The following is a 22614-nucleotide window of genomic DNA, read 5'->3' as shown; positions in this document are numbered from 1 at the left end:
CATGGTGGAAATATGATATTACTGATACAGAATATAGAAGATTACAACAATGATCTCCGGGTGAGTCTCCAGGCCTTCTATGGCGGTGAAAGAATAGTGGTCCCGGAGATATTTGACAAAAAGCCGGAGCTTAAGGCGGAGATAGACAAGGAGCTTGTGGCGGATATAGATGACAATAGAATAAATATAGAGCTGTATTCTGTAGCAGACGGAGGAGAGCGGACTTTGGCGTGCAGCACACAGATCCCTGTGGATGGCGACTGCCGGGATAAGAGTGCCGTGAGGAATCCGTTAAAGCTGGCGATATACAATATGCTTTCGGAGTATACAGACCGCAGACTTCCGTGGGGCTCCCTGACGGGTATCAGACCTACGAAGATAGCTGTGTCTTATATGGAAGCCGGGATGACCTCAGAGGATATAATAGGAAACTACCAGGAGATATATGGAACCTCCCGTGAGAAAGCCGAGCTGGCAGTGGCGGTGGCTGACAGGGAGAAGAAAATCATAGACTCTGTGGCGGAGGAGGACGAATACTGTCTGTATATAGGCATACCGTTCTGTCCGACAAGATGTTTGTACTGTTCATTTACCTCATATCCGATTGCGGTATATAAGAATAAGGTGGATGCATATCTGGACGCAGTCGAGAAAGAGATGGCATACGTTGCGGAGGCATATTCCGGAAAACGGCTCATATCAATATATGTGGGAGGCGGAACGCCGTCATCCATATCTGCGGAGCATATGGACAGACTCTGCAGCATGATAGAGAAGTCATTTGACCTGTCACAGGTGAGGGAGTTCACCATAGAAGCGGGCAGACCGGACAGTACCACATTTGACAAGCTTGAGGTCATGAAGCGCCACGGAGTGACGCGTATAAGCATAAATCCACAGACCATGAACGAGGAGACATTAAGGACCATAGGCAGGGCACATACGCCGGAGCAGACGGTCATAGCCATGGAGAATGCCCGGAGAGCGGGCTTTGACAACATCAACATGGATCTGATAGTGGGACTTCCGGGAGAGGACACGGACAGTGTGGAGAACACGCTGAGACAGGTGAAGGAGCTTTCCCCTGAAAGTCTGACGGTTCACACCCTTGCCATCAAGAGGGCGGCGAATCTGAACATAGAGATGGACAAATACCGTGACACCCTGAAGTCGGATATAGACAGCCAGCTCGGTGCTGTTACGAGGGCGGCGGCTGAGATGGGGCTTGATCCATACTATCTGTACAGACAGAAGAACATGACCGGCAATCTGGAGAACGTGGGTTACTCGAAACCGGGGCTTGAGTGCCTGTACAATATACTCATCATGGAGGAGAGGACTGACATCATCGGTCTCGGTGCCGGAAGTTCATCGAAGCTTGTGGTGAGACCAGGACATGACGGAGTGACAGAGGGGACACGTATAGACAGAATAGAGAATTGTAAGAGTGTAGACGATTATATAGCTCGAATAGATGAGATGATCGAGCGTAAGAAAGCGGGATTTATATGGGATTAGCATTGGAGAAGGATGCAGAAGAATGCTATTCAGTTGATATGAATGATGCGGTGCGCCATGGAATGTGTGTGAGTGTACTGGCATCTGAGCTGGCGAGGGAGCTGGGCTGTGATGAGGAATTCATACACAAGGTTGCCGTGGCGGGAATGCTGCACGATGTGGGCAAGCTGCAGGTGAGTCCTTACATATATGGACGGCGGCAGGGTGCGATGAAGATCGAGGAGATGAGATACGTCAGGCTGCATGCCAAGCTTGGCGCGGAGATACTTAAGCGTGAGGGCTACGATCAGGACATAGTGGATATGGTGCACTATCACCATGAGAACTATGACGGCTCGGGATATCCGTACAGGATGCGGGGCGAGGAGATACCACTCGGCGCAAGACTTATCAGAGTGTGCGATGTGTTCAGTGCACTGGTTAGCGACAGACCATACAGGAAGGCATTTGACGCGGATACGGCATTTGGAATGGTGATAGATGAGGTGAGACACTTCGACATGAGGGCGTTCCTGGCGTTCCAGCGGCTGATCAACACCACAGACATCATGAGCAGGGTGGATCAGGTGCTTCACGGCGATATTCCAGGTCTTGACGAAAAATGAAAAAAGTGTATAGTGACATAAGGAAAGTTTTTAATTTTAGGAGGATAGCGTAAGATGGCAGAATCTATGCAGGGGCTTAAGAGAAGCCACAGATGTACAGAGGTTAGCAGTGCCAACATAGGTGAGAAAGTCACCGTGATGGGCTGGGTTCAGAAGAGCAGAAATAAAGGTGGAATAATCTTTGTAGATCTTCGAGATAGAAGTGGAATATTACAGGTTATATTTGAGGAGTCACAGTGTGGCGCAGAGTGCTTCGAGAAGGCAGGAAAGCTCCGTTCAGAGTTCGTTGCAGCCATCGAGGGAACAGTGTGCAAGCGTGCGGGTGCAGTGAATGAGAACCTTGCAACAGGAGACATCGAGGTCGTTGCAAGCAGCCTCCGTATACTGTCAGAGGCAGAGACACCTCCATTCCCTATAGAGGAGAACAGCAAGACCAAGGAGGAGATAAGGCTCAAGTACAGATATCTCGACCTCAGACGTCCTGACCTCCAGAGAAATCTTATCATGAAGAGTAAGGTAGCCACCATCGCCAGACAGTTCATGGCAGATGAGGGATTCCTTGAGATAGAGACACCTATGCTGACCAAGTCAACACCAGAGGGAGCAAGAGATTACCTTGTGCCAAGCCGTGTACACCCTGGTACATTCTACGCTCTGCCACAGTCACCACAGCTCTTCAAGCAGCTTCTTATGTGCTCTGGTTACGACAGATATTTCCAGATCGCAAGATGCTTCCGTGACGAGGATCTCCGTGCAGACAGACAGCCGGAGTTCACCCAGATGGATATGGAGCTCTCATTTGTTGACGTTGACGATGTAATCGATGTAAATGAGCGTCTTCTTGCAAAGCTCTTCAAGGAGATACTTGATCTCGACATCCAGCTTCCAATTCAGAGAATGACATGGCAGGAGGCAATGGACAGATTTGGTTCAGATAAGCCTGACCTCAGATTTGGACTCGAGCTCAAGGATGTCAGCGATGTTGTCAAGGACTGTGAGTTCGGAGTATTCACAGGTGCCCTTGCAAATGGCGGAACAGTCCGCGGTATCAATGCCGAGGGACAGGGAAGCATGCCTAGAAAGAAGATAGATGCCCTTATCGAGTATGCAAAGACATACGGCGCAAAGGGACTTGCATATATAGTTATCAACGAGGATGGAAGCTACAAGTCATCATTTGCCAAGTTCATGACAGAGGAGCAGATGAACGCCCTTGTGGCAGCCATGGATGGAAAGCCTGGCGACCTGCTTCTGTTCGCAGCGGACAAGACAAAGATCGTATGGACAGTCCTCGGCGCACTGAGATGCCATCTGGCAGAGCTCATGGGACTTGTGGACAAGAATGTATACAGATTCGTGTGGATCACAGAGTTCCCACTTCTTGAGTGGTCAGACGAGGAGAACAGATTCACAGCTATGCACCATCCATTTACCATGCCTATGGAGGAGGATCTTCAGTACATCGATTCTGATCCGGGCAGGGTTCGTGCAAAGGCTTATGATATAGTATTAAACGGAAATGAGATCGGTGGAGGTTCAGTCAGAATCCATCAGGATGACATTCAGGAGAAGATGTTCGAGTGCCTTGGCTTTACAAAGGCCGAGGCTCACGAGAGATTCGGATTCCTTCTGGATGCGTTCAAGTACGGAGTACCACCTCACGCAGGACTTGCCTATGGTCTTGACCGTCTGGTCATGCTCATGGCAAAGCAGGATTCTATCCGTGACGTAATCGCATTCCCTAAGGTAAAGGATGCATCATGTCTCATGACAAATGCGCCTGACTATGTAGACGACAAGCAGCTCGCTGAGCTTGGAATCGAGGTCACACCAGAGGCTGAGGCCGAGATCGAGGCTGAGAAGAGCGCACCTGCAGACGCAGAGTAGAATGACAGAATAATATACAGAAGGACGAGCTTCTGATACGGAGGCGGGATATCAAACAGGATATCCCGCCTCTTTTTTGCGTTTACAGACATAAAGAGCAAATGGGGTACATATACTATACCAAAGTGTGTTAAGTGGCTTAAAATGACAGCCAGACACCTTAAAAAGCAAATGGCGGAGGTGATACATGTGGAAAATGAAAAAGAGTTTCTAAGAGGGAGAATGTGGGGCAGACTTACCTTCCTGCTGGTGGTTGCACTGGAGCTCATGATATTCTGCGTTGGATGTGCAAGGTTTGAGGTGTCGGACAGTGGTGAGCCGCTGCTCTATGACGTGTGCGATGAGACCATGCTGCCGGATGAACTGGTTACCATCATAGACAAAAAGAAGGAAAGCCCATTTAATCTCGTATATTCAAACAGCACATATACATATATAGTCATCGCTGCGGGCATGCAGGATAGGGATGACGTTGGGGTGACTCTGGAGGAGATGTACAAGGACGACAATGCCATTTACATCAAGGGAGTTTTAAGGCAGGTGGCGACTCCGACGGATGGCGTGAAGGGAGACAATGTATCATTTCCTTATATGGTGGTCAGGATAGTGAAGATGGATCTTCCGGTTGTATTCAAGTAGAACGGTATATCATAAAAAATAAGGTGGGGAAAATATGGAGCTTACTAAGAACAGGATCACAACGACGAATCTTAAGGCGGCAAAATACGTTGAGTTTACCGTGGATGACGATTTCAATGTCCCTGATGTGAAGGGGGATATAGACAGACAGATAGCCAGCAAAGGACAGGTGACGATAGAAAACATAGACGTCATGGAGGGCAAGGCGCGCATCACAGGAACTGTGAGCTACGCCATCCTATACCAGACGGACCGGGAGGGGTATTCATTTGAGAGCCATGACGGAGAGCTGCCATTTGAGGAGACGATAAATGCGGATGAACTGTCGCTGGGAGATAAGGTTTCCGTACAGGGTGTGTTGGAGGATCTGTACGTGACCGTGATAAATTCCAGAAAATACGAGGTGAGAGGGCTTGTGGGCGTGAAGCTCTGGGCGTGCCAGCAGATCACCGCAGAGGGCGCCGTGGGCATAGCAAACGGCTCTGGTATAGAGTGCATGACGGAGAAGGTAAGCTTTACAAATCTTGCGGCGTCTTCCAGAGACATAATGAAGATAAAGGAGGACATAGAGATCCCGGCAAATAAGCCGAATATCGGACGTGTGCTGTGGGATCAGGTGAACTTCTCGGAGATAGAGAGCCGTGCCACGGACGTGGGGGTACATATAAGCGGCAAGATGGACATATTTGTCATATACAAGCCGGATGACGAGGTGGCTCCGGTGCAGTATGTCAGCGCCACGAGGGAGTTCCAGGACACTGTGAACTGCGATGGAATAGACGAGGATATGATACTGGACGATATGATAACCGCATCCCGCGGTTCGGTGTCCGTGCGTGCAAATGACGGCGGTGAGGACAGGATACTCCAGGTGGAGAGCAGCCTCAATGTGGACATCAAGGTGTACGAGGACGTGGAGGCAGACCTTCTCAAGGATATGTTCTCATATTCTGCGCAGGTCGATCCCGTCAGGAGCAGATTCAGCTATGAGAACCTTCTCATGAGAAACAATGCAAAGACGAGGGTCGTGAAGAAGGAGAGGCTCAAGAGCAGCCTGCCGTCCATTCTCCAGATCGTAAATGTGACGGGCAGTGTGGATATAGACGATGTCAGGCCGGCGGATGACGCCGTGGTCGTCGAGGGTGCTGTGAAGGCGGCAGTTCTTTATGTGTCATCGGATGACAGCAGACCTCTGTGTCAGATGGAGGTGGTAGCTCCATTTTCATACAGGGTGGAGACTGTTCCGCTCAGAACTCAGGATTCCATCAGGATTACCCCTGCACTCAATCAGATCACGGCGGCGCTGCCGGGCAATGACGAGGTGGAGATAAAAGCCATAGTGGATATGGGAATGACCATATTTACCCGGAAAGAGATAGAGCTTATCGATGACATGACGGTGGCTCCGGTCGATATGAAGAAGAAAGCGGTGGCGCCAGGTATAGTGGGCTATGTTGTGCGTGACGGTGACAGCATATGGTCGATCGCAAAACAGTATTATTCCAGTCTTGATTCCATAAGAAAGCTCAACAGCCTTGAGGGGGATGACGTGAAAGCCGGTGACAGGTTGATAGTGGTCAAATGTGCGGGAAAGAATTAGCTGTTGCCCTTCCAGTGTATATCGTATTTTCCCGGTGATCTGGGATCCTGGTCGGTGACAGCGGCTTCTCTGTAATATTCTTCGTATGGAACAGGGTTGTTGGTGATTCCAAGAATGTAATCGGATGACACGTTATATAACTCGGTGAGATATATAAGGTGATGGATTGGCAGCGCGCTTGCGCCCCTTTCATAACGTGCGTACATGGTCTGTGAGGTGTTCAGATAGCGGGCAACATATTGTTGTGTAAAGTCATGATCTTCCCGCAGTCCCCGGATTCTTTCTATATACTTTTTATCCTTGCTAAATTCCATATACTGCATTCGATCACCCGCAAAAATGATAACATACGGGTTTGTGACCCTTTTAATTTTAGTAAATATGTTTACTAAACGAGATGGTAACAAAAAAGTGCAATCATAGCCGACAGCTATAATTGCACTTAAGTTTGTGTATTTCCATTAATCAGGCTTCTTTTGCCTGTTCATTGGCCTCTTTGTCGTCCTTCTCAGGGAGAAGTCTCTTGAACAGTGGAACGAGCTGTGCGGCGATGACAGCCTTAACGAGGTCGAGTGGAATGAATGCCACGAAACCTGATAAGAATGCAACCTTCCATGTGAGGTTACCGTTGAACTTCCACCAGATCATTCCCACGATATCAATGATCACGACACCTATGATCGCAACGATGGTATACTTAAGTCTCTTGTACTTTTTGCCTTTGATGAGACCGACTACGATTGATGCAATGATGAATGAGAAGGTGTATCCACCGAATACTCCGAACAGATATCCAAGGCCTGCGCCTCCGCCGATGAATACAGGAACGCCGATGGCACCCATGATCATCCAAAGTGCTATTATGATCGTTGAGTCTCTGAGCTCAAATACGAGAGCTATCAGAATTATCATAAAGTTGAGTAATGTGATGTGTGCTGCGTTAGGGAGCGGTGTTGGAATGCTCAGGTAAGCGGATGCACACAGAATTGCAGTGAACATGGCCATCATGACCAGCTCTACAGTGGTAAATGCTTTTTTCATTTGTAATAATCCTCCAATGATTGTAATGCCTGTGTACAGCTTATTCACAACAAATCCAGGTAGTTTCGACGGGCTGATGACGAATACTGCCTGGATTTGTTAACCTATACACAAGGGCTATGGTTGACATTATATATACACATGAGAGGAATGTCAACCATAAATTTTGAACGCAGGTTAACATTTGCAAAACACACGTTATTGTGTAAAATACTTAATATAGAATTCGAACGATATATAGAGTGTATACACAGGAGGCGGGATATGATAAAGGTCGGAATCACGGAGATCGATATTGGATACGAGGATAAGGAGTATGCCAGGGAGCACTGTCTTGAGGTCATGCAGGAGGCATATGAGAATGGCGTTGAGCTCTTGGTGTTTCCTGAGATGACGCTGACGGGATTTACCATGATGCCCGCGCGCATGTGGGAGGCGTACAGGGATGGTGAGATACCGGAGAGCGTTTCGTTTTTCATGGAGAACAGCAGGAAATACGATATGGCCATGGTATTTGGTTATATAGAAGCTTTCATGGCAGATGGAAGCGGTGAGTTTGATGAGAGCAGAAGGAAGGTATTTGAAAATAAGCTGGCGATCGTCAGCGGTGATGAGGTGATCATGGATTACGCAAAGATACATCCTTTTTCGTTCAGCGGTGAGGACAGGGTGTACCGGGCAGGCAGCCGTATTTGTCAGGCGAATGTCAAGGATCTGAGGCTGGGCGGATACATATGCTATGATCTCAGATTCCCGGAGATATTTTCGGCGGCGAGGGATTCTTACGATGCCATACTTGTGATAGCCAACTGGCCTGAGGAGAGAGTTGCCCAGTGGGAAGCGCTGCTCAGGGCGAGGGCCATTGAGAATCAGGCATACGTGATAGGCGTGAACAGAGTGGGCATGGGTAAAAGGGAGAGATATGTCCCGAGCTCACATATATATGATGTCTACGGCAATGAGATGGCGGAGAGGGTGAGCGACAGACTGCTCGTTGCGGAGCTGGATCCTGCGGTCATAGCCGGTGCCAGAAAGACATTTCCGCAGGGCAGGGACAGGAAAAATGAATTTTACATGTCAATATTATAGAATTATTTGACTAGTGTATAAAACTGGTGTTCTCTTTGGTGCTTGTAATATTTTGTCAGATGGTTTACAATGGATAGAGGCAATGAGGAGGTAAAACTTATATGAATAAGGACGATTGCATTTTTTGTAAGATAGCCAACGGTGAGATTCCATCAGCGACAGTTTATGAGGATAGTATCTGCAGAGTAATACTTGATGTGAATCCTGCTAACAAGGGCCATGCGCTTATTATCCCGAAAGAACATTTTGACAATATATACAGCATGGATGCTGAGACAGCAGCCAAGATATTTACTATAGCTACAGAGGTGGCAAAGGCACAGAAGGCTGAGCTGAATCCGGACGGACTGAATATCCTTCAGAACAACGGCGAGGCAGCAGGTCAGACTGTATTCCACTTCCATATGCACCTTGTTCCAAGATACATCAAGGACAACGTGACTATGACCTGGATACCGGGTAAGGCTGATACAGAGGAGCTGTCAGCATTGTCTAAGGCTCTCAGAAAGAGAATCTAGACGATTGAAGATAGATATATAAGGTTTTGTGAGAAGAGCAGCACATGATGAACATAAGTCATGTGCTGTTTTTTCTGTTACGGTGTTACTGATAGAAAGAGCAGGCGGTAGGAAAGGACTGTATATGGAGTATAATGAAGAAACTGAGGAAAGAGGGCTGAGGCGGCTGTCGTCAAATGCGCTCAAGCTGACAGCCTGTGTGTGTATGGCCGTAGATCACATAGGCATAGTATTCATGGATAACAACTACATAATGCGCGCTGTGGGGCGTCTGGCATTTCCTGTATTTGCATTCCTGCTTGTACAGGGGCTTCTGCGTACATCCGACGTGAGGAGGTATCTTCTGAGACTTGGAATATTTGCGGTGGTGTCAGAGATACCATTTGATCTGGCAATGCACGATACGATCTGGTATCCGGGGGCTCAGAACATATTCTTCACCCTGACAGCCGGACTGTTTGCCATATACGCCATGGATAGCCGGGGGCCAATCGGAAGATGGAAGGTCGAGATCGTACTGGCCGCAGCACTTCTGGCGGAGTTCCTGAGATTCGACTACGGCATGGCGGGAGTGGGAATCATAGTCATGTTCTATCTGATCGAGAAGGAGCGGAGTGGAGCGGATGCTTATACTCTGGCATATTTCAATAAGAAGCAGAACATTGAGATCGTAGTGCTCAGTTCGCTGGTATACATTCTCTGCCTGGGCATGAATCAGCTATACGCTCTGCTGGCGATGATACCTGTGAATATGTACAGCGGAGAGAGAGGAAGGATGAAGCTCAAGTATTTTTTCTACCTGTTTTATCCCCTGCATTTGCTGCTTATATGGTTTATATGGAAAAGAAAGGTCTTTTGAACAGAATAATAGATGGAATATCAGGAATATTTCTTCCTGTTGTGAACGTACTCAGTGCGGCGGGAACACTCAAGGGCATACTGGTGCTTGCCTACTCCTCAGCAAAGAAATTCGGAGCGAACAAATATGTGGCTGTGGTCGTGGCTGGTGTGAGCATGTATCCTGTGCTCAACACAGTCCTGGAGTCGGGGCAGACGGTTCATTTCCTTGGGATCCCGCTTCTGCGGTGAGTTTCGTACTCCCGGGAGCAGCTTCCATGCCGGTATTTCTCGGAGTAGGCTTCGGCATGCTCATGGTGGCAAGTGCCGTGGGTATGGCGGTGGCGTTTGGGTTGACGCTGGTTATGGATAGCGATTTATAAATCCCAATAAAGATTGACTTGCAGCATATAGGCTGAACGGTTATACTATAAAAGTTACAAGGAAGTATTAGATAAGCTAAAACTTAGAAAAATAACTAGTTACTAGGAGGATTATTATGCGCAAAAAGTTAGTGTATGGAGCGATGTGTATTGCACTCTCAGCAATGCTTGTAGGGTGCGGAAAAGATACGGGCGATAATGGAGATGTCCAGAGTACAAAGGAACAGAGCACAAAGGAACAGAGCACTGTTCAGGAATCAGAATCTTCAGAAGAGACTACAAGTGATGGCGGAAGTGTTGTTTCAGATGATAGTATGGGAGCCTGGGTGCTGAGGAATGAGGTTACCGATAAAGCTGTGTTGGACGAACCATCTGGTGCTGCACTGTTTCCAGACAAATTGACATTGCCAATTAATATAGATAGTCTTATGGATTATCAGGTATTGGCTGCCGGAGTAGATCAGGGGACTCTATCATCTATAGTTGATAGTTATACTGACAGTTTTACCAGCCTGGATTTTATGATATTAGATAAAACAGGTACAGTATATGCATATATGCCGGATCTTATATTGGGCAAAGAAGATGATAGTCAGGAGACTAATATTAAGCAGGCTATTTCTGATGGCAATTGGATGTTAGGACCTACGGCTATGTATTATGATGCCCTTGGACTCACGGAGGATGAGTATGACAATATGTGTAATGAAAATCCAGATGAAGATGGTAAATATCTGCTGATGGATAAGCTGTATGATATGCTTGGAACTCCTAACTATATTGGCTGGTTTTGCGATGCAGACAATCAGACAAGACCTGGAGAAACATATGATGCAAAAGAATTCATTGATAATATGAGAAATCCTGAGAATTATGGAAGTGATTCAGTAACAGCGTATAGCACTTATATAGGATGGCAGTTTGCTGATTATGGAATCGTAATATATGTTTCAGAGACAAGCAATTCAAGCTCAGGAACATTGAAAGCTAATATTCATGATGTGAGTATAAGTTATGTGCCAGCAACTTATGGAAAATTGGAGGATGTATTTGGTACAAACGCAGTATCAGATTTTATTGCGGCAAAATAAAGTTGACAGTTACAGTGGCAATGGTATGTTGTATACAGCCCATTGCCATTTGTATATAAAAATATTCATTAAGCATCATTTCCCCAAAAAATATGTTGACTAATAACTCTCAATGCTATAGAGTAATGATTGCATTTATAGATATTAGAAAAACGCTCTTATTCAGAATGGTGGAGTCAGAAGGGACGAAGAAGCCATGGCAACCCCGATGTCAGATTCGGAAGGTGCCGACCTGAGCGACGCAGATATGTAGGTGATACAAGATCTGTGCTCGAACAATGAGAGGCTTGACAGACACGATCAAACCGCTCATACGAAGCGGTTTTTCTTATGTACAAAAAGGAAAGGAAGTAGTATGGAAAGAAGATTATTTACATCGGAATCAGTAACAGAAGGACATCCTGACAAAATCTGTGACCAGATATCAGATGCAGTGCTTGACGCGCTGATGGAGCAGGATCCAATGAGCCGTGTGGCATGTGAGACATCCATCACGACAGGTCTTGTGCTTGTCATGGGAGAGATCACAACCAACGCTTATGTGGATATTCAGAAGATCGTTCGTGAGACGATCAGAGAGATCGGATACGACAGAGCAAAGTACGGATTTGACTGCGATACATGCGGCGTTATCACAGCCATAGACGAGCAGTCATCAGATATTGCCATGGGAGTTGACAAGGCACTCGAGGCAAAGGAGCATCTCATGAGCGAGGATGATATCGAGGCGATCGGTGCCGGAGATCAGGGTATGATGTTCGGATTTGCAACAAATGAGACACCTGAGTACATGCCATATCCAATAGCACTTGCCCACAAGCTTGCAAGAAAGCTCACAGAGGTAAGAAAGAACGGAACACTCCCATACTTAAGACCGGACGGTAAGACACAGGTAACAGTTGAGTACGATGAGAATGACAAGCCTGTAAGACTTGATGCAGTCGTTCTCTCAACACAGCATGGAGAGGAAGTCAGCCAGGAGCAGATCCACGCTGACGTTAAGAAGTATATATTCGACGAGGTTCTTCCACAGGAGCTCATCGATGAGAATACCAAGTTCTTCATCAATCCAACAGGAAGATTCGTAATAGGTGGACCAAATGGAGACAGTGGTCTCACAGGACGTAAGATCATCGTTGACACATACGGCGGATATGCCCGTCACGGCGGCGGAGCCTTCTCAGGCAAGGATTGTACCAAGGTAGACCGTTCAGCGGCTTATGCGGCCCGCTACGTGGCTAAAAACATAGTTGCAGCAGGTCTGGCTGACAAGTGTGAGATACAGCTCTCATACGCTATCGGTGTTGCAAGACCTACATCCATCATGGTAGACACATTTGGCACAGGAAAGCTTTCAGATGAGAAGCTTGTCGAGATCATTAGAGAGCACTTTGACTTAAGACCAGCAGGTATCATCAAGATGCTTGACCTCAGAAGACCTATCTACAAGCAGACAGCAGCTTACGGACACTTCGGAAGAACAGATCTTGATCTCCCATGGGAGAAGCTGGACAAGGTGGATGTGCTGAAAGCATACTTATAAGCAGATTAAAAAAATTCAGACAAATATAAAAGCACATGTATCAGATTGAAACTGATACATGTGCTTTTTGTATATCACGTTATTCCGTGAGTATTAATCTTTGTATTTCTTTGCGGATTCAAGTGCCGCATCTATCTCGTCGAGGGATGCCTGGATCTTGCTCTCCGTACTCTCCGTATCCTCTTTGACGTCAAATGCTGAATCTATAGGCTCGCTGTCATCGGCGACATCCTCAAATGCAGTGTCGTCATAGTCGTCAGTGTGGATGACATCGTCCTCATCAGGAGATACCTGATTGTCGTAATCGGAGTCTGCGTAACTCTCGTGGATAACCTCGTCGTCCCCAGGGAAGAGCGCCTTGTTGTTGATGGTGGGCACCTCGCTATTGTCGTGGTGAGGCATTCTGACGTGTTCAGCGGCTTTTGCGGAAGGCTCGGCAGCTTCTGATGTTTCATTTGCTGTGCTTTCCTTCTCCTCGTTGTCCTTCTTCAGCTTGTCTATCTGAGCCTCGTAATCAGCGATGAGACCCTTGAGTGAGACAGCAAGGATGATGATGACAACGACCAGTATCACAAGAACTATGATGGCTATGAGCATTATTACGAACTTGTGCTTGTCTATGAAGCTGGACAGCGAATCCGTCTCCTCGATGAGATCCGTTGCGTCAAGGAAAGTTCCTTCATTTGGATTGAAGAAATACCAGCCCTGGTGTCCGTCGTTTGTTGCTGCGTAGAGGAGAACGGTGTTGGAACTGCTTCCCTTCATATAAGCTCTGATGTCCGTGTCGTTCAGGTTGATCTTCACTGGAAGATATCCGGTTGGCACTGAGACTGAATTAGGCTTTGGAATGATGTTATAAGTGTTGTTGTTTGAGTGAACGCTTACAAGGGTATCTGCAGGTGCGGATGCGTTCTGATCTGCCTCTGTGAGTGTTCCTACCTCATCCTCAGTAACAACAGGCTTGGTCTCGCTGTCGATCAATGCAAGAGGTGTTGCAGGCTTGGCTTCTGAACCGGTATCGCTGACAGTAGATGAAGCTGCTTCGGTGGAAGCGGCGGCTGACTTGTCGCTGATGGTTACCGAGTTGTATGACGGTGTCATGTCTATCGACTCTTCTGTGTCGGAGATGACCTCAACTGCTGATGTCTCTATGCTGGCAGTTCCGCTTGCAATGGCGGTAAATGTAAATGTTGCTGTCATTGCATCTCCAGGCTTTACATTTGCCTGGGAGTAGCTTACGGTGCCCTCAGATTCCACGGTGCCGCCGCTCACAGCCTTGAGCAATGTGGAATCATATGTGATATTGTAGCTGTAGCTTGATAAAGCCTGATCGGCTGCGTTTATACTTACCTTGATCTTCACGGTATCGCCAACAACGACCGTGGTGGATGGAACCTCAACACTAAATGCGACTGTAGCGGCATAAGTGGTATGAAGCATGAAAAGCATCATAGTCAACACACATGCAACTTCTGTCATAAACGTTCTAAAGCTAAATCTTGTAGTCCTCATAATATTCATATACGGTTATCCACCGAGTCCTCCTTATCCTCTGTTAATTATTATGGTGTAAGTACGTGTAGCTTTACTCTGGGATTTACATACTATCTTAAATGTATTCTTTCCTGATTTCAGGGTTTTTGTTCCCTTTCCGCTCACTGTGGAGTAGCTGCTTACAGGTGAAGCGTTTATTTTCACACTTGATACAGATGAGCGCACATTTACCGTGTACTGTGTAGTGCTGTTTATTGCAAATGTAGGTGACAGCTTCTTGCCGCTTACAGAGAGTGTTTTCAGGTAGTTGTTCTGGTTGCCCGGATTAGCCGCAGGCATCTTCATTGCTGTGCTTGGCATATTCTTGTAAACAGGTATGGCAAATGTTATGGCCTTGTTGAGTGCTCCTGAAGACTTGTAGGCATCATATACCTTCCATGCCTCTGTTGTAGGGGCCTGTACATTTCCCATGTACTGATGCCAGTACAGGCAGTCTGTGTAGGTTACGTTGAACTTCTGAGTATACAGAGTGTTCTGACCCTTGTTGATGTAGGACTCTCCGATATACATCGCACCGCCGATTATTGATTTGGCAGGTGTTGTCCATGGCCTGTTGTACGATGTGCCCGATGAAGCCCATCTCAGACCGTTTGTTATAGCGTTACCCGATGCACTCTCAAATGCACCGATATTGTAGAAGTTATATATGCCGGGATATGTGGCATTCTTACCGTTTGTTCCCGAGGTTATCGAGCCTCCGACCTCCTGCTTGATACGTGAAGCAATGTGGTAAGGGCTGACGCCGGATTTCTGTGCTGCGGTGATTATCATGGACGAATATGTGGTGGTCGAACCGGTTGGGTGCGCATTGTGCATAAACGAACCAGATAATATAGCCTCAACTCCTGACTTTGTCTGTGATGAGTCGTATGACAGCTTTTCAAATGCGAACATGGAGCTTGCGGATGACATATATGTTCTCGGATCGAGGTAATACTTTACAAGATCGTCCGAGGCTGCAAACCATGTTGAACCATCATATGATGAGTAGGAGTCTGTCTTGTAGTTGTATCCAACGGTCTGTGATCTCCAGCCGTAGTTAGGACTGTAAGATGTACAGTTTACAAGGTTGTTGACACGTCCCTGTACGTTGACCTCGTTCTTGACCACGTCGTTCCAGTTAAGGTTGGTGTGTACCGCCTTGAATATCCAGTTTGGGTGCTCCGCATGGAGCTTTCTGAGAAGCACCTTGTAGCTCTCAGGGAAGTTCTGGGCGGATAATTGCTTTTCAAATGCTGCATCCGATGTCTGGTTACCGTCAGGTTCCTTGTATGTTCCCATTGTGATGAGCGATGAGGAGATAAATCCTGTATACTTCTTGCTGCTGTATGTGAGGTTGACCTTGTACCATGACTTGTTGGATGTATCAGTCACGGAGAGTGCCTGTCCCTTCATGAGCATGATCGCGCTTCCGTTGTAGGTTATAGGTGTACCCGCTGCCGTCTGGCGGAAGTATACATAGTCTTCATTCACGTAACCGCTCTTGGCTGCCTGAGCCGCTGTGGTAGGCTGCTGTGTAGTAGCCTTGGTCGTGGCCTTTGTTGTGGCTGAAGTGGAGTCGATCACGATGAACTTGGAATATACATAACCGGTGTAGCGCTTCTTCTTATATGTAAGCTTGACTTTGTACCATGTCTTGTTGGAAGTGCTCAGTACGGTCATGCTCTGACCGCCCATGAGCATGATCGGCGATCCGTTATACTTCAGCGGCGTGCCGTTTGGCGTTTTTCGGAAATATACATAGTTTTCATTTTTTCGAAGGTGAGCCTTCTTGGCGGTTGTCCTTGTTACCTTGATAAATGCGGAGTACACATAACCGGTGTAGCGCTTCTTCTTGTATGTAAGCTTGACCTTGTACCATGTCTTGTTGGAAGTGCTCAGTACGGTCATCTTCTGACCCTTCCTGAGGAGTATGGCCGAGCCGTTATATTTTATAGGCGTGCCGTTTGGTGATTTGCGGAAATACACGTAGTCAGACGTGAGAGTTCCCGTGGTCGCGGCTTCTGCGTGATTGTTTCCCACATACAGTCCGGTCACCGCGATGCAGACGACCGCCCAAATAAGCATTACGATAGAAATAGTAGTCCGGGTTCGTTTAGTATTGATATCCATAGTAACCTCCATTTTTCATAAAACAAATCTATATATAAAATAGTATTTATGACAAAATTACATCAGTCTAAGTTTACCATAATTATTGCAAATGAGCACCATTTTTGTGAAAAAAGTTATAAAAAAGTAATAAAATTGCAATAAAAAAGCTTTTGCTGGTCAGACAAGTGCTGACCGGCAAAAGCTTTTCGCCTTATGTCGTATATATTAACCTACTTTGAGCTTGAATTTCTGGATCTCTTTGTCCGTCTCTACCTTCTCGATGAGAGCACCAAGTCCGCGAAGCTTTTCGTCGAACTTCTCGTAGCCTCTCTGGATATACTTGATATCACATACAGTAGAGAAGTCGTTGGCCACAAGTGCCGCAATTACAAGTGCTGCGCCTGCTCTCAGGTCAGGTGCTGCAACATTTGCACCGGTGAATGTCTCCACACCATCGAGAATAGCGGTGTTGCCCTCGACTCTGATGTGTGCGCCCATTCTTGAAAGCTCTGCGACATACTTGAATCTGTTCTCAAATATGCTCTCGGTGACGATGCTTGTTCCGTTGGACAGTGCAAGTGTAACCGCCATCTGTGGCTGCATATCTGTCGGGAATCCCGGATATGGCAGAGTCTTGATGTTGGTAGCCTTGAGTCTCTTGTTGCACATTACTCTCACTGAATCATCGTACTCGATGACAGTGGCACCTATATCTGTAAGCTTTGAGGTTATAGCCTCAAGATGCTTAGGAATTACGTTCTTGATGAGGACGTTGCCTCTGGTGGCTGCTGCTGCAACCATGAAGGTTCCTGCCTCGATCTGATCCGGAATGATGGAATATGTAGTTCCGTGAAGTGACTTTACGCCACGGATACGGATGACATCAGTTCCGGCACCCTTGATGTTAGCACCCATACTGTTGAGGAAATTGGCAACATCAACGATATGTGGCTCCTTGGCTGCGTTCTCTATGGTAGTCTTGCCGTTTGCCATTACGGCGGCCATCATGACATTGATGGTGGCACCTACTGAGATCACATCCATGTAAATGTGGCTTCCGATCAGCTCATCAGCCTCAACGGATATCATACCGTTTGCTATATCAACGTGGGCTCCAAGTGCTTCAAAACCTTTTATGTGCAGATCTATCGGACGGGCTCCGATGTCGCATCCGCCTGGAAGAGCGACCTGTGAATGGTTATATTTGCCAAGCAGTGCGCCGAGCAGATAGTAGGATGCTCTGATCTTTCTGATATATTCGTCGTCGACACAGAGATCGGTATTCGGATTGATGGTTCCACCACATATAGCAACCGTGTGCTCGTCTATGTAACGGACCCTTGCGCCGATACCCTGAATGGCCTGAAGAAGGACTCTTGTATCTCTGACGTTCGGTACGTTTTCTATTGTGACTTCCTGGTCGGTCATGACTGCAGCGGCAAGTATTCCAAGTGCGGCATTCTTAGCACCCGCAATGGTAACTTCGCCCTCCAGAGGACGACCTCCCTTGATAACATACTGTTCCATATTTCACCTCTTAGATAATTCTCGGATTATCGCAACTTTATAGATTATAGCACATAAAACTGAAAAGTAAACAGTTACTTGTCTGCTTCACAGTATATACATCTGTAAATTCGCTTTTCTCTGTCTGTGAGTTTGAATATATGGGTTATTCCTTGCTCTGTGGTCGTAATGCATCTTGGATTGGTACATTTCTTTATTCCAACCAGTCTCTCAGGCAGTTCGATCTTACGTTTTTCAACGAGCTTGCCGTCCTTGATGATGTTGACGGATATATCCGGGTCGATATACCCCAGAACATCAAGGTTTATGTCGATATCCTGATCTATCTTAAGAATGTCCTTTCTTCCCATCTTCTCGCTTTTAACATTCTTGATTATAGCAACGGAGCAATCCAGCTTATCAAGATGAAGATCGTTGTATATCTGCAGGGCTTTGCCTGCTGTTATATGGTCAAGTACAATACCATTCTGAATACTGTCAATATTCATGATCATTCCTCCTATGCCTTAAAATCCTTGTCGAGTCCGAGAAGGTCCATGATGAGTGCCATTCGGACATATTTGCCGTTGAGTGCTTGTCGGAAATAACATGCTCTCGGATCGTCATCCACCTCAACAGATATCTCATTTACACGAGGAAGCGGGTGAAGGATCGACAGGTCAGGCCTAGCGAGAGCCAGCTTTGACTTGTCAAGAATATAGGTATCTTTCAGTCTTATGTAGTCCGCCTCGTTGAAGAAACGTTCTTTCTGGACTCTTGTCATATAGAGAACGTCCAGAGATCCGATAGCATCCTCAAGAGAGGAAATCTCCTCATATGGTATATTATTCTTTTCGATGACTTCTGTTCTTATATAATCAGGTAATTTTAATTCATCCGGTGATATGAGAATAAATTTTATGCCTTTGTATCGTGACATGGCCTTTATAAGTGAATGAACCGTACGACCAAACATAAGATCTCCGCAGAAACCTATGGTCATATTGTTTAGTCTGCCCTTCTCTCTCTTTATTGTGAGAAGATCGGCCAATGTCTGCGTAGGGTGATTGTGACCGCCGTCACCAGCATTAATAATAGGAACATCTGATTTCATGGAAGCCAGCATCGGGGCACCCTCTTTATAATGTCTCATAGCTATAATATCGGCATAACAGCTGACGATCTTGACGGTATCGCCCACACTCTCACCCTTGGTAGATGATGATGAGCTTGCTGATGAGAAACCGAGCACGTTGCCGCCCAGTTCCATCATGGCAGCCTCAAAGCTCAGCCTTGTACGTGTACTTGGCTCGAAGAACAGGGTAGCCAGCTTCTTGCCCTTGCACACCTCACTGTATTTTTCTTTGTTATCGATGATGTCCTGCGCCAGAGTGAGCAGATGATCGATCTCCTCAACTGACAGATCCATCGGGTCTATTAAATGTCTCATTTGACATGATCCTCCTTAGGTTATCAGAATGAATATTTTAAGAATTAAGAAGTGTATACATAACAGCCTTCTCAGCGTGACGTCTGTTCTCAGCCTCATCCAAAATGTGGTTGAGGTTCTTGTCGATAACGCCCTGTGAGATCTCAAATCCCTGGTGCATAGGCATGTCGTGGAATACTATAGCTTTGCTGCCCTCTGTAAATTCCTCGTTGAGCTGGTAAGGCATCATCTTGGCGAGAGTCTCTTCCTTCTGCTGCTTGTATGCAGGGTTGTTGAAAAACTCCATGTCTACCCATGTATCTGTGTAGAGGATATCCATATCCTTTGCGTACTTCTTTGCCTCCTCCATGCTCATGGTAGGATCGAGTTCAACATAGTGGCCTGTAGCCTTTGCTGCTTCAAAGAAGTCATCACCACATACAGTGTTGTTTACAAGTGGTGTGAGTCCATAGATGGTTCCTTTCTTCATCTTTGCGAAGAACTCAACAAGAGAGTTGAATACATTATTCTTGGCACCGATGTACATAAGTTTTACATCGAGACTGCCAAACTTTTCTATAATAGTGAGGGCATCTGCCAGGATCTGGCATGGATGATAAGAACTGTCACATCCGTTGATAAATGGAACAGTAACATTGTTGCCGAACAGCTCGACTGTCTCATTCTTTACAAGACGTGCCATGATGATATCTACATTCCTGCATACATACTTAATCTCTGATACAGGCTCACCGAGTGTAAAGTTGGAATCCTTCCAGAGCTGGTTGTAATATGTACCGCCGAGCTCAGTTATACCTGTTGTAAATGAAAGAAATGTTCTTGTGGAAGTCTTCTCAAAAAGAGTGTAGAGTTTCTTGCCCTCAAGAGCGTGAGCGTACTTATCAGGGTTCTTCTTCATGTCAAGTGCCAGATTGAGAATATCCATCAGCTCATCAGCTGTGAAATTCTTGAAGTTAAGCATGTTTTTCATAACAAATGTCCTCTTTTCTCTATAATTATAAATTGTTTGCAATACGGACAAACATAATCTGTGGATCCTGGCAATATATTTAGGATACGGGTGTTGAGATATGTCTGCCTGAAATTTTATTATATAGCACATGGTTTCAAAAGTAAAACAGTTTACGACATCACATAAATTATGAATGTAAATATTTGAAGATTTATGCCTGATTATAAAAAAATATAGATAATAAAATATAGATAATAAAGCAAAAAACAGCTTAATTTTTTGATTTTTATTGACAAAGATGTATAGATATGGTTTTATATATTTTATAAAATTTTTATAAAAAATTTATAATTAATCAAGGGAGGACATTTTATGATCAAACAGAGGAACATTGCTTTGTGCATAGTATTTTCAATCATTACATTTGGAATTTATGCACTGTATTGGTTCGTTTGCCTTACAAACGATGCTAATCAGGAATCTGGACAGACAGATGCAACAAGTGGTGGGGTAGCATTGTTGCTTACTATCGTTACATGTAATATCTATGGATGGTTCTGGGCATACAAGATGGGCGAGAAGATTGACGCAATAAAGACAAAGAATGGTCAGTCAGCAGGAAATTCAAGCATACTTTTCCTTCTGCTCCAGTTATGCGGACTTGGAATTGTATCATATGCTATTATGCAGGATACCATCAATAAAAATGCGTAATGAATCAAATTGCATACAAATATACATTGAAAAATGTATAGATGCAGTTGCGTACAGACAAAATGTATGAGAAAATAGTCCCGTAGACTGAGTTGTGTCTGCGGGGCTATTCTGTTATTTTTATTGCAGTTATGCAGTGGTTTACATATGAGTGGAATAATTGCAGTCATACACAAGTCCTACATAATTCAATTAAGGATTTAAGTTTAAGGAGGATTATCAATTATGATCAAACAGAGGAATATTGGAATATGTATTCTGCTTTCAATTGTGACATGCGGAATATATGGATTGTATTGGTTTGTTGTGCTGACAGACGATATCAATCAGGAGTCAGGAGAGACAGATGCAACAAGTGGTGGAATGTCGCTTTTGCTCACTATCGTTACATGTAACATCTATGGATGGTTCTGGGCATATAAGATGGGCGAGAAAGTTGATATCATAAAGAATAAGAACGGTGTACCATCAAGCAACTCAGGCATATTATACGTCCTTCTTCAGGTATTTGGACTTGGAATTATTGCATATGCGCTTATGCAGGACACTGCAAACAAATATGCAGAGGCTATACCTCAGATGAATACAGGATATGGTCAGCAGGGTTATAATCAGAACACATACAACCAGAATGCGTATGGTCAGCAGCAGGGATATGATCAGAATGCATACGGCCAGCAGCAGTATAACCAGAATGCGTATGGTCAGCAGGGATATGATCAGAACGCATACAACCAGAATGCGTATGGTCAGCAGCAGTATAATCAGAATGCATACGGACAGCAGCCATATGGTCAGCAGGGATATGACCAGAATGCATATAACCAGCAGGCATACGGACAGCAGCCATACAGCCAGCAGGGATATGATCAGAATGCATACAATCAGCAGGGATATGGTCAGCAGGCCGGTTTAGACCAGAATACATTTGGCCAGCAGTCAGATCAGAATATTAACACATCAGCAGATGCTTCAGGCAGTGATAACAGCCAGCAGTAGTCGGCGGAGACAAAGAAATACAGAGCATGGATCAGATACAGAAATCAAGAAGAAATGCGATAATTAAAAGGGATGCCATCCTCGTGGGGATAGGCATCCTCTATTATATATTCATAAGAGTGACAGGACTTGCCATACCATGTATATTCAGAAAGATAACCGGATTTTTATGCCCAGGATGCGGGATAACACGGGCTATCCTTGCGGCCGTAAAGCTGGATCTTGCAAAGGCATTTGCTTATAATCAATTTATGTTTATAGCTCTTCCGGCGTTGGCATACATAATTGTAAAAAACGATTATGTATTCGTAAGATATGGAAACAGAAAATTATCGCGATTTGACAATATACTTATATTTATATGTATTGCCGGGGCGGTGATGTTTGCCGTTCTCAGGAATGTGATGCGCTTTTGAGAGAGAGACGATGACAAGTTTATTGGCAGCGTTATAGAATGACCATCGTAACAGACTTATTTAATATCCCATCTTCTTGACAATAAATAATAAAAAGGCATATAATTTACAATTACCGAGGAGTTTTTCGGTAAAGTTGCACAAGCATTTCATTTGTGCTTGTAGTATTTTTTCAGGG

23 protein-coding genes and 1 riboswitch are annotated in these 22614 nt (G+C 45.6%); of the genes, 15 read left to right on the top strand and 8 right to left on the bottom strand.

The genetic code is table 11. From position 1 onward, the window contains the following. Positions 1-12: 12 nt before the first annotated feature. The 5 genes from hemZ (at position 13) to ARA78_RS08040 (ending at position 6249) form a co-directional block, all read left to right on the top strand. A complete protein-coding gene (gene hemZ / locus ARA78_RS08060; RefSeq protein ID WP_055146151.1) occupies positions 13-1518 on the top strand; it encodes a coproporphyrinogen dehydrogenase HemZ in 1506 nt (501 codons plus the stop codon). Then, a complete protein-coding gene (locus tag ARA78_RS08055; RefSeq protein ID WP_055146154.1) occupies positions 1509-2123 on the top strand; it encodes an HD-GYP domain-containing protein in 615 nt (204 codons plus the stop codon). Before hemZ ends, ARA78_RS08055 begins: the two co-directional genes overlap by 10 nt. A 54-nt stretch (positions 2124-2177) precedes the next feature. After that, complete coding sequence (gene aspS, locus ARA78_RS08050) at positions 2178-4010, top strand: aspartate--tRNA ligase (protein WP_055146156.1); 1833 nt, start codon at positions 2178-2180, stop codon at positions 4008-4010. A gap of 189 nt (positions 4011-4199) precedes the next feature. Then, a complete protein-coding gene (locus tag ARA78_RS08045; protein WP_242849691.1) occupies positions 4200-4649 on the top strand; it encodes a protease complex subunit PrcB family protein in 450 nt (149 codons plus the stop codon). A gap of 34 nt (positions 4650-4683) precedes the next feature. Next, positions 4684-6249, top strand: a complete 1566-nt coding sequence (locus tag ARA78_RS08040; RefSeq protein ID WP_055280333.1) for a DUF3794 and LysM peptidoglycan-binding domain-containing protein — start codon at positions 4684-4686, stop codon at positions 6247-6249. Here ARA78_RS08040 and ARA78_RS14265 read toward each other — a convergent pair. Beyond that, positions 6246-6563, bottom strand: a complete 318-nt coding sequence (locus tag ARA78_RS14265; protein WP_308936787.1) for a helix-turn-helix transcriptional regulator — start codon at positions 6561-6563, stop codon at positions 6246-6248. The two genes, ARA78_RS08040 and ARA78_RS14265, sit on opposite strands and share 4 nt — an antisense overlap. 151 nt (positions 6564-6714) lie before the next feature. After that, complete coding sequence (locus ARA78_RS08030; protein WP_015534320.1) at positions 6715-7290, bottom strand: biotin transporter BioY; 576 nt, start codon at positions 7288-7290, stop codon at positions 6715-6717. A gap of 264 nt (positions 7291-7554) precedes the next feature. Between ARA78_RS08030 and ARA78_RS08025 the strand changes: the two genes are divergently transcribed. The 7 genes from ARA78_RS08025 to metK all read left to right on the top strand — a co-directional run bounded on the left by ARA78_RS08025 (position 7555) and on the right by metK (position 12751). Continuing rightward, positions 7555-8379: a nitrilase-related carbon-nitrogen hydrolase gene (locus ARA78_RS08025; RefSeq protein ID WP_022217478.1), complete on the top strand. Its 825-nt coding sequence runs from the start codon at positions 7555-7557 to the stop codon at positions 8377-8379. A 101-nt stretch (positions 8380-8480) separates the two neighbouring features. After that, the gene (locus ARA78_RS08020; protein ID WP_015534318.1) at positions 8481-8897 is read left to right on the top strand and encodes an HIT family protein; all 417 of its coding nucleotides are present in this window, start codon (positions 8481-8483) and stop codon (positions 8895-8897) included. A gap of 124 nt (positions 8898-9021) precedes the next feature. Next, complete coding sequence (locus ARA78_RS08015) at positions 9022-9756, top strand: TraX family protein (protein ID WP_055280412.1); 735 nt, start codon at positions 9022-9024, stop codon at positions 9754-9756. Then, positions 9753-9986 carry a hypothetical protein gene (locus ARA78_RS08010; protein ID WP_055271960.1) on the top strand — a complete coding sequence of 78 codons (234 nt, stop codon included), beginning with the start codon at positions 9753-9755 and terminating at the stop codon, positions 9984-9986. The genes ARA78_RS08015 and ARA78_RS08010 overlap by 4 nt, the downstream gene beginning before the upstream one ends. Next, positions 9983-10117 (top strand): hypothetical protein, encoded by a 135-nt coding sequence (locus tag ARA78_RS14380; RefSeq protein WP_278315525.1) that lies wholly within the window; start codon positions 9983-9985, stop codon positions 10115-10117. Before ARA78_RS08010 ends, ARA78_RS14380 begins: the two co-directional genes overlap by 4 nt. 116 nt (positions 10118-10233) lie before the next feature. Then, entirely contained in the window at positions 10234-11208 is a 975-nt protein-coding gene (locus tag ARA78_RS08005; protein WP_055271959.1) for a hypothetical protein, read from the top strand. A gap of 155 nt (positions 11209-11363) precedes the next feature. After that, positions 11364-11493: riboswitch (SAM riboswitch) on the top strand. Positions 11494-11563: 70 nt separating this feature from the next. Continuing rightward, positions 11564-12751 carry a methionine adenosyltransferase gene (gene metK, locus ARA78_RS08000; protein ID WP_022217499.1) on the top strand — a complete coding sequence of 396 codons (1188 nt, stop codon included), beginning with the start codon at positions 11564-11566 and terminating at the stop codon, positions 12749-12751. Positions 12752-12844: 93 nt separating this feature from the next. On the opposite strand, the gene ARA78_RS07995 is transcribed toward metK, so the two are convergent. The 6 genes from ARA78_RS07995 to ARA78_RS07970 all read right to left on the bottom strand — a co-directional run bounded on the left by ARA78_RS07995 (position 12845) and on the right by ARA78_RS07970 (position 20325). Then, a complete protein-coding gene (locus tag ARA78_RS07995; RefSeq protein WP_242849690.1) occupies positions 12845-14191 on the bottom strand; it encodes a cohesin domain-containing protein in 1347 nt (448 codons plus the stop codon). Between the two features lie 105 nt (positions 14192-14296). Continuing rightward, positions 14297-16417 carry a cadherin-like beta sandwich domain-containing protein gene (locus ARA78_RS07990; protein ID WP_242849689.1) on the bottom strand — a complete coding sequence of 707 codons (2121 nt, stop codon included), beginning with the start codon at positions 16415-16417 and terminating at the stop codon, positions 14297-14299. A gap of 207 nt (positions 16418-16624) precedes the next feature. Then, positions 16625-17926 (bottom strand): UDP-N-acetylglucosamine 1-carboxyvinyltransferase, encoded by a 1302-nt coding sequence (locus ARA78_RS07985; protein WP_015534313.1) that lies wholly within the window; start codon positions 17924-17926, stop codon positions 16625-16627. Positions 17927-18000: 74 nt separating this feature from the next. Beyond that, complete coding sequence (locus ARA78_RS07980; protein ID WP_015534312.1) at positions 18001-18414, bottom strand: aspartate carbamoyltransferase regulatory subunit; 414 nt, start codon at positions 18412-18414, stop codon at positions 18001-18003. 11 nt (positions 18415-18425) lie between these two features. Further along, entirely contained in the window at positions 18426-19355 is a 930-nt protein-coding gene (gene pyrB / locus ARA78_RS07975) for an aspartate carbamoyltransferase (protein WP_055280331.1), read from the bottom strand. 37 nt (positions 19356-19392) lie between these two features. Beyond that, positions 19393-20325 carry an ornithine carbamoyltransferase gene (locus ARA78_RS07970; protein WP_022217503.1) on the bottom strand — a complete coding sequence of 311 codons (933 nt, stop codon included), beginning with the start codon at positions 20323-20325 and terminating at the stop codon, positions 19393-19395. A 354-nt stretch (positions 20326-20679) separates the two neighbouring features. Here ARA78_RS07970 and ARA78_RS07965 point away from each other — a divergent pair, with 354 nt between their 5' ends. The 3 genes from ARA78_RS07965 (at position 20680) to ARA78_RS07955 (ending at position 22436) form a co-directional block, all read left to right on the top strand. Next, a complete protein-coding gene (locus ARA78_RS07965) occupies positions 20680-21021 on the top strand; it encodes a DUF4234 domain-containing protein (RefSeq protein ID WP_004852487.1) in 342 nt (113 codons plus the stop codon). Between the two features lie 225 nt (positions 21022-21246). Beyond that, the gene (locus ARA78_RS07960; protein ID WP_015534310.1) at positions 21247-22020 is read left to right on the top strand and encodes a DUF4234 domain-containing protein; all 774 of its coding nucleotides are present in this window, start codon (positions 21247-21249) and stop codon (positions 22018-22020) included. A gap of 26 nt (positions 22021-22046) precedes the next feature. Beyond that, on the top strand, positions 22047-22436 hold the full coding sequence (locus tag ARA78_RS07955) for a DUF2752 domain-containing protein (protein ID WP_055280330.1): 390 nt from the start codon (positions 22047-22049) through the stop codon (positions 22434-22436). Positions 22437-22614 lie beyond the last annotated feature (178 nt).

This window comes from Coprococcus eutactus (assembly GCF_001404675.1).
GTDB lineage: Bacteria > Bacillota > Clostridia > Lachnospirales > Lachnospiraceae > Coprococcus > Coprococcus aceti.
The sequence above is the reverse complement of the archived record's forward strand: the minus strand, read 5'-3'. Positions and strand labels throughout refer to the sequence as shown.

What these genes read in the sequence shown, in the direction of transcription:
- hemZ (WP_055146151.1), top strand. Translation starts at nt 13, where the DNA reads ATGATATTACTGATACAGAATATAGAAGATTACAACAATGATCTCCGG.
- ARA78_RS08055 (WP_055146154.1), top strand. Translation starts at nt 1,509, where the DNA reads ATGGGATTAGCATTGGAGAAGGATGCAGAAGAATGCTATTCAGTTGAT.
- aspS (WP_055146156.1), top strand. Translation starts at nt 2,178, where the DNA reads ATGGCAGAATCTATGCAGGGGCTTAAGAGAAGCCACAGATGTACAGAG.
- ARA78_RS08040 (WP_055280333.1), top strand. Translation starts at nt 4,684, where the DNA reads ATGGAGCTTACTAAGAACAGGATCACAACGACGAATCTTAAGGCGGCA.
- ARA78_RS14265 (WP_308936787.1), bottom strand. Translation starts at nt 6,563, where the DNA reads ATGGAATTTAGCAAGGATAAAAAGTATATAGAAAGAATCCGGGGACTG.
- ARA78_RS08030 (WP_015534320.1), bottom strand. Translation starts at nt 7,290, where the DNA reads ATGAAAAAAGCATTTACCACTGTAGAGCTGGTCATGATGGCCATGTTC.
- ARA78_RS08025 (WP_022217478.1), top strand. Translation starts at nt 7,555, where the DNA reads ATGATAAAGGTCGGAATCACGGAGATCGATATTGGATACGAGGATAAG.
- ARA78_RS08020 (WP_015534318.1), top strand. Translation starts at nt 8,481, where the DNA reads ATGAATAAGGACGATTGCATTTTTTGTAAGATAGCCAACGGTGAGATT.
- ARA78_RS08015 (WP_055280412.1), top strand. Translation starts at nt 9,022, where the DNA reads ATGGAGTATAATGAAGAAACTGAGGAAAGAGGGCTGAGGCGGCTGTCG.
- ARA78_RS08005 (WP_055271959.1), top strand. Translation starts at nt 10,234, where the DNA reads ATGCGCAAAAAGTTAGTGTATGGAGCGATGTGTATTGCACTCTCAGCA.
- metK (WP_022217499.1), top strand. Translation starts at nt 11,564, where the DNA reads ATGGAAAGAAGATTATTTACATCGGAATCAGTAACAGAAGGACATCCT.
- ARA78_RS07995 (WP_242849690.1), bottom strand. Translation starts at nt 14,191, where the DNA reads ATGCTTCATACCACTTATGCCGCTACAGTCGCATTTAGTGTTGAGGTT.
- ARA78_RS07990 (WP_242849689.1), bottom strand. Translation starts at nt 16,417, where the DNA reads ATGGATATCAATACTAAACGAACCCGGACTACTATTTCTATCGTAATG.
- ARA78_RS07985 (WP_015534313.1), bottom strand. Translation starts at nt 17,926, where the DNA reads ATGGAACAGTATGTTATCAAGGGAGGTCGTCCTCTGGAGGGCGAAGTT.
- ARA78_RS07980 (WP_015534312.1), bottom strand. Translation starts at nt 18,414, where the DNA reads ATGAATATTGACAGTATTCAGAATGGTATTGTACTTGACCATATAACA.
- pyrB (WP_055280331.1), bottom strand. Translation starts at nt 19,355, where the DNA reads ATGAGACATTTAATAGACCCGATGGATCTGTCAGTTGAGGAGATCGAT.
- ARA78_RS07970 (WP_022217503.1), bottom strand. Translation starts at nt 20,325, where the DNA reads ATGAAAAACATGCTTAACTTCAAGAATTTCACAGCTGATGAGCTGATG.
- ARA78_RS07965 (WP_004852487.1), top strand. Translation starts at nt 20,680, where the DNA reads ATGATCAAACAGAGGAACATTGCTTTGTGCATAGTATTTTCAATCATT.
- ARA78_RS07960 (WP_015534310.1), top strand. Translation starts at nt 21,247, where the DNA reads ATGATCAAACAGAGGAATATTGGAATATGTATTCTGCTTTCAATTGTG.
- ARA78_RS07955 (WP_055280330.1), top strand. Translation starts at nt 22,047, where the DNA reads ATGGATCAGATACAGAAATCAAGAAGAAATGCGATAATTAAAAGGGAT.